This window comes from Aliivibrio sp. S10_S31 (genome assembly GCF_014694495.1).
Lineage (GTDB): Bacteria > Pseudomonadota > Gammaproteobacteria > Enterobacterales > Vibrionaceae > Aliivibrio > Aliivibrio fischeri.
In genome coordinates this window covers 13,408-27,108 of record NZ_JAAUWR010000025.1, presented here as the reverse complement: position 1 = coordinate 27,108, position 13,701 = coordinate 13,408, and the positions used below count along the sequence as shown (strand labels likewise).

The 13,701-nt window shown below is 38.7% G+C and carries 11 protein-coding genes; 5 read left to right on the top strand and 6 right to left on the bottom strand.

Annotated elements, in window-relative coordinates; all coding sequences use genetic code 11:
* Positions 1-34 precede the first annotated feature (34 nt).
* Entirely contained in the window at positions 35-1,339 is a 1,305-nt protein-coding gene (locus HC728_RS17635; RefSeq protein WP_005422987.1) for an inosine/guanosine kinase, read from the top strand.
* A gap of 78 nt (positions 1,340-1,417) precedes the next feature.
* On the opposite strand, the gene ppiC is transcribed toward HC728_RS17635, so the two are convergent.
* On the bottom strand, positions 1,418-1,696 hold the full coding sequence (gene ppiC, locus HC728_RS17630; protein WP_005422988.1) for a peptidylprolyl isomerase PpiC: 279 nt from the start codon (positions 1,694-1,696) through the stop codon (positions 1,418-1,420).
* Between the two features lie 139 nt (positions 1,697-1,835).
* On the opposite strand from ppiC, the gene HC728_RS17625 reads away from it, so the two are divergent.
* Positions 1,836-2,732: a chemotaxis protein gene (locus HC728_RS17625; RefSeq protein ID WP_190395826.1), complete on the top strand. Its 897-nt coding sequence runs from the start codon at positions 1,836-1,838 to the stop codon at positions 2,730-2,732.
* Between the two features lie 99 nt (positions 2,733-2,831).
* Here HC728_RS17625 and HC728_RS17620 read toward each other — a convergent pair whose 3' ends face one another.
* The 3 genes from HC728_RS17620 to HC728_RS17610 all read right to left on the bottom strand — a co-directional run bounded on the left by HC728_RS17620 (position 2,832) and on the right by HC728_RS17610 (position 5,754).
* The gene (locus HC728_RS17620; RefSeq protein ID WP_005422992.1) at positions 2,832-3,515 is read right to left on the bottom strand and encodes a MaoC family dehydratase; all 684 of its coding nucleotides are present in this window, start codon (positions 3,513-3,515) and stop codon (positions 2,832-2,834) included.
* Positions 3,516-3,958: 443 nt separating this feature from the next.
* The gene (gene gcvT / locus HC728_RS17615; RefSeq protein WP_190395825.1) at positions 3,959-5,077 is read right to left on the bottom strand and encodes a glycine cleavage system aminomethyltransferase GcvT; all 1,119 of its coding nucleotides are present in this window, start codon (positions 5,075-5,077) and stop codon (positions 3,959-3,961) included.
* Positions 5,078-5,145: 68 nt separating this feature from the next.
* Positions 5,146-5,754, bottom strand: a complete 609-nt coding sequence (locus tag HC728_RS17610; protein WP_238933825.1) for a helix-turn-helix domain-containing protein — start codon at positions 5,752-5,754, stop codon at positions 5,146-5,148.
* Between the two features lie 315 nt (positions 5,755-6,069).
* On the opposite strand from HC728_RS17610, the gene gcvH reads away from it, so the two are divergent.
* The 3 genes from gcvH (at position 6,070) to HC728_RS17595 (ending at position 11,787) form a co-directional block, all read left to right on the top strand.
* The gene (gene gcvH, locus HC728_RS17605; protein ID WP_065621407.1) at positions 6,070-6,450 is read left to right on the top strand and encodes a glycine cleavage system protein GcvH; all 381 of its coding nucleotides are present in this window, start codon (positions 6,070-6,072) and stop codon (positions 6,448-6,450) included.
* 23 nt (positions 6,451-6,473) lie between these two features.
* Positions 6,474-9,341, top strand: coding sequence for an aminomethyl-transferring glycine dehydrogenase (gene gcvP / locus HC728_RS17600; protein ID WP_190395823.1), 2,868 nt, complete (start codon positions 6,474-6,476; stop codon positions 9,339-9,341).
* A 412-nt stretch (positions 9,342-9,753) separates the two neighbouring features.
* Complete coding sequence (locus HC728_RS17595; protein ID WP_190395822.1) at positions 9,754-11,787, top strand: EAL domain-containing protein; 2,034 nt, start codon at positions 9,754-9,756, stop codon at positions 11,785-11,787.
* An 84-nt stretch (positions 11,788-11,871) separates the two neighbouring features.
* On the opposite strand, the gene HC728_RS17590 is transcribed toward HC728_RS17595, so the two are convergent.
* Together HC728_RS17590 and HC728_RS17585 are read right to left on the bottom strand one after the other, a co-directional pair.
* The gene (locus HC728_RS17590; RefSeq protein WP_065641542.1) at positions 11,872-12,744 is read right to left on the bottom strand and encodes a DMT family transporter; all 873 of its coding nucleotides are present in this window, start codon (positions 12,742-12,744) and stop codon (positions 11,872-11,874) included.
* An 81-nt stretch (positions 12,745-12,825) separates the two neighbouring features.
* Positions 12,826-13,683: a helix-turn-helix transcriptional regulator gene (locus tag HC728_RS17585; protein WP_005423022.1), complete on the bottom strand. Its 858-nt coding sequence runs from the start codon at positions 13,681-13,683 to the stop codon at positions 12,826-12,828.
* Positions 13,684-13,701: the final 18 nt, after the last annotated feature.

The window sequence follows — 13,701 nt, the reverse complement described above, 5'->3', positions numbered from 1 at the left end:
ACGGAAAATTCACTCATTAACTGATCTTTAATACATGAAGTTTCCTGGCCAACGTAAGTCTAAACACTATTTTCCAGTTCACACTCGCGATCCTCTAGTGAATCAAATCAACCAAACGCCTAAACTTGAACGCACTCATCTTATCGGTGTTGGTCAAACAATCGTAGATATCGAAGCAAAAGTAGATGATGACTTCCTAAACCGTCATCAATTAAGTAAAGGTCATTCACTAGTTCTTGAAGAATCAAAAGCTGAAGCTTTATATAAAGAACTATTTGAAAGAAACTTGATCAGTCATGAGTATCCTGGCGATACTATTGGTAACACTCTTCATAACTATTCTGTTCTTGCTGATAGCAAATCTATTCTTTTAGGTGTTATGAGCGAAGACATCAAAATCGGCTCTTACGCTTATCGTTACTTATGTAACACAACAAGCCGTATGGATTTAGACTACCTACAGCCAGTTCAAGGCCCTATTGGTCGTTGTTACACATTAATTTCAGAAGACGGTGAACGTACGTTTGCTATCAATGAAGGTGACATGAACCAACTGTGCCCTACTCATGTTCCAGAGCATATTTTCGAAAAAGCATCAGCATTAGTGATTTCTTCTTACCTTGTTCGTGGTAAAGAAGGCGATCCTATGATGGACGCAGTACGTAAAGCTATCGATTGTGCAAAATCTCATAACGTTCCAGTGGTTCTTACTTTAGGTACTAAATACGTTATTGAAGGTAAAGCAGAATGGTGGCAAACCTTCTTAAAAGAAAACGTGACTGTTGTTGCAATGAATGAAGAAGAAGCAGAAGCATTAACTGGTGAAAAAGATCCTCTACTAGCGGCAGATAAAGCTCTTGAGTGGGTTGATCTAGTTCTTTGTACTGCAGGCCCTATCGGTCTATACATGGCTGGTTTCACAGAAGAAAGTATTAAACGCGAAACAAGTAAGCCCCTTCTACCGGGTAACATTCCTGAATTTAACCGCTTCGAATACAGTCGTCCAATGGTTAAAGCATTATGTAAAAAACCAATTAAAGTATCTTCTCACATTGCTCCATACATGGGCGGCCCTGTTGAGATTAAAAATACGAATGGTGCTGGTGATGCTGCATTATCAGCTTTATTGCATGATATGGCTGCAAACTTCTACCATAAAGAGAATGTGCCAAATTCAAGCAAACATGATGCTGAGTATTTAACCTATTCTTCTTTCTCTCAAATTTGTAAATACTCTAACCGTGCAAGTTATGAAGTATTAACTCAACACTCTCCTCGCTTGTCTAATTCAATGCCAGAGCGTGAAGATTGCTTAGAAGAAGCATACTGGGAACGTTAATCCCATTAGTATGGTTTATTCATAAAAAAATCCGACGGTTAAACGTCGGATTTTTTGTATATATAGCCCTAATATAAATTAAGTGCGGTACAACACTTTAACCACGTGCCAACCAAATTTAGTCTTCACTAAGTGCGGAACCAGAGTTTCACCACTGAAGCACACCTTATCAAATTGAGGAACCATTTGACCTTTCTTGAATTCACCTAAATCACCGCCTCTTTTACCAGAAGGACAACTTGAATACTTCTTCGCTAATACGTGAAATTTAGCGCCTTTTTTAAGCTGTTGGATAATGTCTTCTGCTTGTTCTTTATGCTTAACAAGAATGTGTAACGCAGCTGCAGTATTCGCCATGAATGCCTCAATTAGTTTAAATAACGATTTATCATAATTATATCGTTTATATCGCCATAATTGATAGTCTCACCTTTAAAAACCGTCTCAAAAAAACTACAATCTCCTTTAGAAAAGAACATCAAAAAGGCTATCACTTATGAAAAGCAAGGCGAATCAATCGCAAGGTATGCTGCTATTCAAACTCACGCTTTCACAACGGTTTGCTATTGGCACTTTGAAAGTTCGTGAGATCGTACCTTTCCAGCCTCTCACATCTATCCCCTATTCTCATCATCATGTTTTAGGTACCGCAACCATAAGAAATATGGCGATTCCCATTATCGACATGGCAGCAGCTGTTGGATTTCGTCCATTACAAAAAGAAGAACTAGATAGCTGCTATATCATCATCACTGATTGCATGCGTACTGTTGTAGGCTTTGCTGTAAGAGCCATCGATAAGATTATTGAATGTGATTGGAAAGCAATCGAAACATCGCCAGAAAGTGCAGGCTCTAATGTTTTCGTTACTGGTATCACTCGTGTTGAAGATAAAATTGTTCAACTGCTTGATGTAGAATTACTTCTATCTAAAATTTATCCAGAAAATACTTCTAATTTATATCCTATCTTAGCGGACGTTGAGAGAGAGAAACTAAAACCGTTAAACATACTATTAGTTGATGACTCTTTTGTTGCACGTAAACAGCTTTCAACTGCACTCGACAGTATTAATATCCCTTATGATGTTGCAACAAACGGTTTAGATGCCTATGAAATACTAAAAAAAGCATCAGATGAAGGTAGGCCATATAATATTGTTGTTAGTGATATTGAAATGCCGGGATTAGATGGATACGAATTGGCTTTTGAGATTCAAAATGACAATCGATTAAAAGATGCTTATGTCATTCTTCATACTTCACTCTCAAGTGAGATTTGTGTAGAGCAAGCACACCAAGTTGGTGCTCACGAAGCCCTAACCAAGTTTGAAGCAACAGAGTTAGTTCAAGCTATGCTGCGTGGAGCAAACCACAACAATCGCGCTGCTTAATTAACACGCATACAAACATAACTTACACATACAAAAAACCGCATTACCTTAGGATAATGCGGTTTTTTATATTTTTGTTTATTACTTAAAATTAAAGAATTAAAAGTACAGACGAATTACCGATACAGCCACACAGCCAGGGCGACGACACTTTTCGATTTCAACTTTAACTTCTGTCTCAATCTCTAAACCACGCTTGATTGGTGTCACTGACATCAGTGTGCTTCTTGCACGAATACGCTTACCCGCTTTAACTGGATATGGGAAACGCACTTTATTTAAACCGTAGTTAACAGTCATTTTTGCTGTTGGGAACAGTAAGTTATCACTACCAACGTTATCTGTCAGTTTTGATAACATAGAAAGCGTAAGAAAGCCGTGTGCGATAGTGGTTTTAAAAGGGGATTCTGCCGCTGCTCTCTCTGGATCCGTATGAATCCATTGTGGATCTTCTGTTACTGCACCAAAACTGTTAATTCGCTCTTGATCCATTAATGACCAATCGCCAACGTGAATTTCTTCACCTAAACGAGCTGTTAGCTCTTCAAAAACGTTTTGTGTTTCTAAGTTCATTTCAATTGGCTCAGGTTGAACAACTTCTTGCGACTGTCCATTTGCAGCACGCTTATGTTCTTTAACCCACGAAATAATGTGAATATTGTTGGCTTTATTTAAAAACTCAATCCAGTAATCATAAATGGTTGGTGACATCCAGTCTTTCAACTCGAACGGATGTTTCGCAAGATATTCACGCTTATGCTTTAGAAAATCGACAACCTTCATAGAGAAACCTTATTTGATATCTAATCGTAAAAACAATGCTTAATAGCCAGATTGCGTAATTGTGTTACACATCACGTTTTTTTGCAAATCTTTTCCTAGCTTACACTTGTTCGCTGTAATCAACTTTTTCTTTATTAAACAAACTACTATCGATAATGAACACTGTTCAAAAAAAATCCATTATGAGAAGTAATGCTCATATTTCAGCAAAAACATCATAGAAAGACGTTAAAATACACACTAATTTCACGCTTATTTTAGTGGCTATTGTGCTCTAATTATGAGTTTTCAATCGCATTTCTGATAATTAACACAAATTATTTTAGGTTAAACATTCCCAAAATCAATAAAACAAAAAACCTCTGCAGTAAATACAGAGGTTTTTCTAGTAACTCGAACTTATTAAGGATCACCAACGATCACACATTTCTTGTTGTTATTAATTATCCGCGATAATAACGCTGAGGAACAAATGGCATCTTCTCAACTGTCATTGGCAGTTTTTTTCCTCTTACATCTGCAAAAACTTCAGTGCCAAGGTTCGCAAGATCAGTTCGTACATATGCCATTGATACAGGCTTCCCTGCTGTTGGCCCCGCAGTACCACTTGTTACAATGCCAATTTCATTATCATCCGCATCAAATAGTTTACAACCTTCACGCACAGGGGCTTTAGTTTGCCCAACAAGACCGACACGTTTACGATTTACATCTTTTGTTTCAATCTGCTTTAAAATAACATCAGCACCAGGGAAACCAGCAGCACGTTCACCATCAGCACGACGGTTTTTACTTATTGCCCATAAAAGGCTAGCTTCTACTGGTGTCGTTGTCGTATCTAAATCATGTCCGTACAAACATAGGCCGCATTCTAGACGCAATGAATCACGAGCACCTAAACCTATCCATTCTACTTCTTCAAATGACGTTAAAGTCTCTGCTAATTCTGCTGCTTTATCATTTGGTACTGATATTTCATATCCATCCTCTCCTGTATAACCAGAACGGCTGACATAGCATTCAATACCATTGATCTCTACCACAGCGGTATCCATAAATAGCATATTAGCCACAGATGGCTGAAGTCGTGACAATACGTCGGCAGCTTGTGGGCCTTGAAGCGCTAATAAAGCTCGATCTTCAATCACCTCTATTTCGACACCAGCAGGTAAATTAGCTGCTAAGTGCGCAATATCTTGTTCTTTACACGCCGCATTAACAACAACAAACAGATGATCACCAAAGTTAGCCACCATCAAGTCATCCATAATGCCGCCATCATCATTCGTAAAAAATGCATAGCGCTGCTTTTGAGAAGGAAGATCAATAATATCAACAGGAACTAAAGCTTCTAATGCAGCAGCGGCATTTTGTCCTTTCAGTCTAAGTTGCCCCATGTGCGACACATCGAACAAACCAGCAGCATTACGAGTATGAAGATGCTCTTTTTTTACACCAAGTGGATATTGCACAGGCATTTCATACCCTGCAAATGGCACCATCTTCGCGCCTGCGGCTACATGAATATCGTAAAGTGCGGTTTTATATAATTGATCTGACATTCTTCTATCTCCATTTGCCTTATTGTATGGCTGAATTTGTCGTTATAAAAAGTGTTGAGCTGTTTATTCTATTTTGCTGTCACCCAAAGAATTTGAGCGTCTTCTTTACTGATCGAAATTAATACATGCCCCATGCTCGCATCGTAATAAACGCTATCTCCAACAACCAAGTTTACTGGTTCATAAAATTCACTGTAAAAACAGACCTCACCTTCAAGTACTAATAAAAACTCCTCACCATCGTGACGAACCCATTCTGCATATGCATCAAAATCTCGTGCTCGAATTCGACTTTTAAAAGGCACCATTTTTTTATTAGATAATTGCGTGGCAAGTAACTCATGTTCATAGGTTGCTGTTGGATGAGGCTTACCTTGCTCAGCTAACGTAATATCACGTCTACCTGCCGCCCCTTTTGTTTTAGGTGGTTCAAAGATTTGTGGGATATCAATATCCAACCCTGTCGCTAACTTTTGCAATGCTTGAAATGTTGGTGAAATCTGTTCATTTTCTATTTTTGACAAAGTTGAACGTGCAAGTCCAGTTCGCTTACTTGCTTCTTCGAGTGTTAAACCAAGTTGAATTCGTATGTCTTTTAATCTTTGGCCAAGATCCAATGGAGCAATCGGTTGCTCTTCGTTATTTTTCTCAACTTTAACGACTTTCGCTTCCTGCATGTTTATTTTTTCTGCGCTCACATAGCGCTCCTTGTGCTTATGAATCATCCAAATTGCTTTATTAATATTCACTTTACTGAAAGAAATTGCGAGATAAAAGGAAACAACAATGTCTAAATAGTGCGCTAGGTAGCAAAAAAGGAAACAAAGTTTCTTATTGGAAACTTCGTCGTTGAATGTTGCATTTCACACTTGTATGTTTATCGAATGTAATGTGATGGCTGTTATTAATACAGATAACACTCTATTTGATTTTATTTTATACAATTTCGCTTAACGCTATTTGCTTAATGCAATTCACTCTGGAGAAGTATCATGGAAAAAGATCTTAAATTTACAGCAAGCCACGAATGGGTACGTGACAATGGCGACGGTACAGTAACGGTTGGTATCTCTGATCACGCTCAAGGTCTACTCGGTGACGTTGTTTTTGTGGACTTACCTGATGTTGATGATGAAGTAACCGCCGGTGAAGGATTCTCACTCGTTGAATCAGTTAAAGCTGCATCGGATATTTACTCACCAGTGACAGGGGTGATTGTTGAAATCAATGAAGAGCTTGAAGACAACCCAGAGCAAGTAAACGAAGAACCGTACGAAAGCGGTTGGATTGCTCGTATTAAGCTTTCAGATTCATCTGAATTAGAAAGCCTAATCCCGAGCGACACTTATCTTGAAAGCCTAGACGAAGAATAAAAATCATAAAAAGGATTAAGATAATGAGTCAGCTCCTTCAACAATTAGGCACGGATAACGAGTTTATTCGTCGCCATAATGGACCCGCTTCTTCTGAACATCAGCATATGCTCAAAACTATTGGTGCTGAAACGTTACAACAATTAATTGAAGAAACCGTTCCAAGCTCAATTCGTTTGCCTCAGCCAATGCAACTCCCTCATGGTTTATCAGAAAATGCCATGCTTGCTGAGTTAAAACAGATCGCTCAACAAAATACACTCAATACCAGTTATATCGGCCAAGGGTATTACAATACTCACACACCTAATGTAATTTTACGTAATGTGTTGGAAAACCCGGGCTGGTATACCGCTTATACTCCTTACCAACCTGAAATTTCTCAAGGTCGTTTAGAAGCTTTACTAAATTATCAACAAATGGTGATGGATTTAACCGGACTTGAGATTGCTAACGCTTCCCTACTTGATGAAGCAACGGCAGCAGCAGAAGCCATGACTCTATGTAAGCGCGGCGGAAAAAGCAAAAGCAATATTTTCTTCGTTGCTGATGATGTTCACCCACAAACATTAGCGGTTATTAAAACTCGTGCAAAGTTCATCGGTTTTGATGTGGTTGTTGATAATGAATCAAATCTTGATTCTCATGATGTGTTTGGTGCCCTACTTCAATACCCGGGCACAACAGGTGAAGTAAAAGATCTTACGGATCTTATTACTCAAGCTCACACCAAGAAAACACTCGTTGTTGTTGCAACCGATCTGTTAGCGTCTGTTCTACTTAAACCTGTTGGTGAGATGGGTGCCGATATTGCGATTGGTAGTGCGCAGCGCTTCGGTGTGCCAATGGGATACGGTGGCCCTCACGCCGCATTCATGGCGACACGTGAAAAATTAAAACGCTCAATGCCGGGCCGTGTCATTGGTGTCTCTATTGATTCAAAAGGCAATCAAGCACTTCGTATGGCAATGCAAACTCGTGAGCAGCATATTCGACGTGAGAAAGCGACATCGAATATTTGTACCGCTCAAGCATTACTAGCGAACATGGCTTCTTTTTATGCCGTATATCATGGCCCAGAAGGGTTGAAAACCATTGCTCGTCGTGTCCACCACTTTACGGCTATTGTGGCAAAAGCATTACAAACAGCAGGTTTTGAACTAGAGCATCAACATTTCTTTGATACCTTAACCGTTAAGACTGAACAGCAAACAGATATTTTGTACACTAAAGCGTTGGCTTCAAGTATTAACCTACGCAAATTTGATACAAAATTAGGGATCAGTTTTGATGAAACAACCACGGTTTCGGATCTGGTTACTCTATTAGCGGTATTTGGTATCGATAACGCAGAATGTGAAACCTTATCTGCAGAAGTAGAGAAAGATGAATTTGCTGCCATACCTAAACATTGTCAACGAACGTCTTTCTTCTTAACTCATCCAGTATTTAATACGTACCATAGTGAAACTCAAATGCTACGTTATTTGAAAAAACTGGAAAACAAAGACTTCTCTTTAACTCATGGCATGATCCCACTTGGCTCTTGTACCATGAAATTAAATGCCGTTGCAGAAATGCTGCCTGTTACATGGCCAGAGTTTGGTGGTATTCACCCATTTGCACCATTAAACCAAGCTGCAGGTTATACAACACTAGCAACGTCACTAAAATCCATGTTATGTGAAATCACAGGTTATGATGAATTTTCATTGCAACCAAACTCGGGCGCTTCTGGTGAATACGCAGGTCTAATTGCGATTCAACGTTACCATGAGAGTCGTGGTGACGCTCACCGTAATGTTTGCTTGATCCCAAGCTCCGCACACGGTACTAACCCAGCTACCGCATCTATGGTATCGATGAAAGTTGTCGTGGTGAAGTGCGATGAGAACGGCAATATCGATATGATCGATCTCGCTGAGAAAATTGAAAAGCATCAAGAGAATCTATCAAGCATCATGATCACTTACCCTTCTACGCATGGCGTATATGAAGAGCAAGTACGTGAAGTGTGTGACATGGTACATGCAGCTGGTGGCCAAGTATATCTTGATGGTGCCAATATGAACGCGCAAGTTGGTTTAACAAGCCCAGGTTTCATCGGCTCAGATGTGTCTCACTTAAACCTACACAAAACCTTCTGTATTCCACACGGTGGTGGCGGTCCGGGTATGGGTCCTATTGGTGTTAAATCACACCTTGCGCCTTTCCTTCCGGGGCACACTGAAAACGGTGTTCAAGGAACGGATTATGCTGTTTCAGCTGCGGATTTAGGCAGTGCCTCTATCTTACCAATATCATGGGCATACATTGCTATGATGGGTGAAATGGGTCTGACTGAAGCGACAAAAGTGGCGATATTAAATGCCAACTACGTAATGGAACGCCTACGCCCTCACTACCCTGTGTTATACCGTGGTACCAATGGTCGTATTGCGCACGAATGCATTATAGATATTCGTCCATTAAAAGAGGCGACAGGCATCAGCGAAGAAGACATTGCGAAACGATTAATGGACTTTGGTTTCCATGCTCCAACCATGTCATTCCCAGTTGCAGGAACCTTAATGGTTGAACCAACGGAATCTGAAGACCTAGCTGAACTGGATCGTTTCTGTGACGCGATGATAGCGATTCGTGAAGAGATGAATAAAGTTGAGCAAGGTGAATGGCCATTAGACAACAACCCACTTGTTAATGCACCACACACACAAGTCGATTTGATGTCTGATAGCTGGGAGCATCCATATACTCGTGAAGTAGCATGCTTCCCATCATCACAATCAAAAGATTCTAAATACTGGCCTACCGTCAACCGTGTAGACAATGTGTATGGTGATCGTAATTTAATCTGTTCATGCCCAAGCATTGAGAATTACGAAGAGTAACACTCACCACTAACAACCTATCTATATAAAATAGACAAGCGTATGTTTGTCTATTTTTTTATCTAAAAAATGAATAATTCCTTTCCCTTTTGTTACGGTGAAATAACCGTAATCATGATGTAACTCACTAATTTATAAATAAAAGATTTTATTTTTAAAAATAATGATAATGAGCACAAATTAATACTAGCAAGATGGTAACCTGTATGTCAGAATCCATCGCTTTTTTATGCTTGTTTATTAAGACGTTACATACAATTTATCTATTGATAGCATGATTTATCATTGTTGAAACCGTTAGTTTACGGACCTTTTCAATATCTCAACAATGTAATCAATTATTGGAATTTCTCATTTGAAAATAGCTTTAAATCTTAATTTTGTTAGTAGTGCGCTATCAGGGTTAACCTCTGTGTTTAAACGTAAGAATTCGCAGTCTTCATCACGCTCTTACATTTATGATTTATCCGCAATTGCATTACTTCTTTTACCTCTAACGTTATCGAACGCAACCGCTGTTCTACTCGGGCATTTATTTAACTTTTTTGAATTTAAAGAACTTTCAAGCCTTCTTTTTCATTTATCGAATTTATTAATTAACATCTACCCACTCTCTTTTTGCGTTATTGCAGGGTATTACTTATCACACAAAACGACCTTTAGTAGTGCAACATTTATCATCTACGCTTTAGCTCTGTTTTATCTGCTTTCAATAGAGAACGGAAGTTTATCTACGCCCTTCTATTTTCCTAATAATCCACTACTTGCTCTCTTAAGTGCTCTGATCACATTCATGTATTGCACTCGCTTTAATCTACAGCAACTAGAACCACAGGCTTTGGATTTTTCTTCTCGTTTGTTTAAGCACGTCTTCCACTTTTTTACTTTTATCAGCGCCGCCTTTTTATTGTCTAAATTGATGATGAAAGTCATTAATTACATGACGGCATTAATCGGCAACATGAGTGCTGACCCTTTAACCTTTACTGGTGGGTTAATCTATCAAACCATTCTTGGGTTATTAGGCGCGATTGGCATTAATGGCCACAACATGTTGTTTGCCGTTAAACAGACCATCTATTCTGAAACTCAACAGAATATGGCGGATTGGGCAGCAGGAGAAGCCACGTTAAACATCATAAATCAGGGATTTTATGATGCGTTTATGTCGATGGGAGGATCTGGGAACTCCATCAGTTTATTACTTTGTATTCTTCTATTTTCAAAAGAAAAAAATCATATAATGTTGGCTCTAGCAGCTTTTCCATTGGTCATGTTTAATATCAATGAGGTTTTGCTGTTTGGCTTACCAATCATCTTTAATCCATTATTGATCATCCCATTTGTTGCGTTACCATTAATCAGTTTTTTAATTACTTATTTAGCTATCTTTTCAGGAGCTATATCTCCAGTCGTTAATATCGTTAATTGGATGACTCCACCATTATTTAGTGGTTATGTTGCAATGGGAGAAAACATAGAAGGTTCAATATTACAGCTTGTTATTATCATTGTAGGTATTTTTGTATATCGTCCTTTTTATCTGGCATTTGCAGGGAAATACGCACTCAATCACCCTGCGGTACTGAGTAATACGAATATAGAACAGTCGATTTTTAAAAGCCTATTAGATAACGTTAGAAGCTCAGCAGCGACGAGCTTAAAGCATTCTTCAACCCAGCAACGCTTATCTCGAATGCTACACGAAGATGGCTTTGTAATGCATTATCAATTACTTCAATCTGTTGTTGAGAAAGACGTTATCTCTTTTGAGGCATTATTACGCTATCAAGATCGTGAAGGCAATTTATGCCCACCTACCTTTATTAGCGATTTCCAACTGCTTAATATGATGCCAACACTGGATAAATTGGTTATTGATAAAGTCTTAACTGATATGCAGAAAATGGATCTCAACGAAGATCGACGTGTTGCTATCAATATTTCTGTCGCTTCTATTGAAGAACATGGTTTTGCTGAGCACGTAATCGATCGTCTAAAGTTCTTTTCAATTCCACCACATTGGCTAGAAATTGAGATAACAGAAGAAGCAATTTTAAGTGATAACCATAATCTGCTGAGTACTTTAGAAATCTTAAAATCCCATGGAATTAAAATCGCTATGGATGACTTTGGAACCGGTTATGCTTCGTTCCCACATCTACTAAAATACCCATTTGATAAAATTAAGTTAGACCGCTCTTTGTTATTAGATGCTTCTACAACTAAAGGTAAACAGTTATACCAATTAATCGCTCAAATGGGTGATGTAGCAAATTGTGAAGTGGTAGCAGAAGGTGTTGAAACAGAAGATGAATTTAAATTTGTTGCCGAGTGTGGTGTTGATAAAGTACAAGGCTTTTTGATTGCGCGACCACAACCGCTTTCTGAAGCGCTAAAATTAATAAAACGAAACGATCAGATTGATACCAATCGTAATAAATAACGGGTCATCTTAGGTTAAAAGGCTTAATAACTGCGTTAGAGTTTTGATTGTAGAGTAAAGGACTATTCCTCATAGTCCTTTTTACTACCACATAACTAGCACAGCAGCGATTGCTATCAATATTAACGCTAATATGTCTTTTCTTTTTATCCCCTCTTTTAGCCAAAAGAAAGAGATCAACATAGTAAAAAAGACTTCAACTTGGCCCAAAGTTTTTACTAATGGCACCGTTTGTAATGACATAGCACTAAACCAACCAAGTGATCCTATAAAGCTGGCTATACTGGTCATAATAACTAATTTAGGCTTTATAAACATCGCCTTAAGTGTATTGAAGTCTCTAATTAAAAGATAAGAAACAAGCGCAATAGTTTGAAATAAAATCACCAAGAATAAAACCCAAGCGGCACGATGTGGAAATGGCAGTGATAAGGTTAAACTCGCCTCTCTTATCCACAATGACGTTAACGCAAAAGAGGTACTGCACGCCAAACCTATGATTGCCGTTTTGAATGAAATACTACGAAGGCCATCAGGACAACTTAATAAGAAGACAGCAACCGCGCCTATTGCCACCCCTAACCAACCAAATAATGATAAAGACGTGCCAAAGAATAAAACGCCAAGAAAAGCAGACACAGGGGCTTCACTCTTTGCGAGTCCAGCTCCAATGGCAAAGTTTTTCTGTTTAAACAATACCACCATCAAGCCTGTGGCGATGATCTGCATTACTGATGCACCAATAATGAAAAAATACGAATAAGCCGTAAAGCTTGGTAAATTAACAGGCTCAAAGTAATAAAGAAGCCACAAATATATTGCCGCTAATGGTCCCGCCCACAAAAATCGTGACAGCGTCACGCCTGTCACATTCAATTCTTTACTTAATCGACTTTGAAACGCATTCCGCCATGATTGGCTAAACGCAGCAAGTAACGTAAATAATATCCAACTCACACATCATCCTTTATGAATCACTTCCTTTCTTCACATGATACATAAGTGAACCTCTATAGATAGTCGTTGTGAGTGATTATTTTATACTTTTACCATCGCTCTATAATCAGAAGGGGTATAACTGGTTTTATTCTTAAATACACGATAAAAATAGTTCACATCTTGAAAGCCACAACGTGTTGCTACCTCAGTTAAACGGAAGGTGTATTTCTTTAGCATAAATTTAGCGCGTTCAATTCTCACCCATGTTATATAATCAGCCAATGTCATATGTCCCTGTTGTCTAAACATACGCGATAAATGGTTTGGTGAGATATTAAAACGATTCGCAATCGTGGTTCTATCTATGCTTTTATGGAAATTCTCTTGAATATAAATGCAAATTCCCTGATACAGATCTTCACTGCGCTTCTTAGGTGATACTGTTTCACTTGGCTCACCTAACATAGACTTACTGTAACTGAGTAACGCAAGAAGCAGATATTCGTCGATCTGTTTTTTGTTTGGTTCGCGGGCTAACGCATTTAGCGCTTCTAAAATATTATCAATAGCGTGACCTGTACGAGTCTGAATACTGTACTTTTGTACGTCGTAAAACCCCTCTTCTCCTTTACGCTTACTCACTAAGCTAAAGCCAACTTGTCTGCGACCAAAGAGCAAACTAAGTACAGAACAATCTTCACTCCAATCTGGCTTATTCCAACAGTTCGGTGGGATATACAAGGCATCACCAGCCATGACTTTAACTTCAGTAATGCCAAATTCAGGATCTTCTATTTGGTTTCGGTATTCACCACTAATCACCAATTCAAGACGAGGAAAGTTTACCTGATAACAACATGCAGGAGGCGTTACTTTATCTCCAGCAAACCAGATCTGATTAAAGCTTTCTCTCTCAGCCAACAAGGCCTCTAAAACGGTATTAAATACTAAATCCATGATAACCACTTTACGAAA

Excerpts from the sequence above, each read along its gene's own strand:
- HC728_RS17635 (WP_005422987.1), top strand. The coding sequence starts at position 35 with ATGAAGTTTCCTGGCCAACGTAAGTCTAAACACTATTTTCCAGTTCAC.
- ppiC (WP_005422988.1), bottom strand. The coding sequence starts at position 1,696 with ATGGCGAATACTGCAGCTGCGTTACACATTCTTGTTAAGCATAAAGAA.
- HC728_RS17625 (WP_190395826.1), top strand. The coding sequence starts at position 1,836 with ATGAAAAGCAAGGCGAATCAATCGCAAGGTATGCTGCTATTCAAACTC.
- HC728_RS17620 (WP_005422992.1), bottom strand. The coding sequence starts at position 3,515 with ATGAAGGTTGTCGATTTTCTAAAGCATAAGCGTGAATATCTTGCGAAA.
- gcvT (WP_190395825.1), bottom strand. The coding sequence starts at position 5,077 with ATGTCAGATCAATTATATAAAACCGCACTTTACGATATTCATGTAGCC.
- HC728_RS17610 (WP_238933825.1), bottom strand. The coding sequence starts at position 5,754 with ATGCAGGAAGCGAAAGTCGTTAAAGTTGAGAAAAATAACGAAGAGCAA.
- gcvH (WP_065621407.1), top strand. The coding sequence starts at position 6,070 with ATGGAAAAAGATCTTAAATTTACAGCAAGCCACGAATGGGTACGTGAC.
- gcvP (WP_190395823.1), top strand. The coding sequence starts at position 6,474 with ATGAGTCAGCTCCTTCAACAATTAGGCACGGATAACGAGTTTATTCGT.
- HC728_RS17585 (WP_005423022.1), bottom strand. The coding sequence starts at position 13,683 with ATGGATTTAGTATTTAATACCGTTTTAGAGGCCTTGTTGGCTGAGAGA.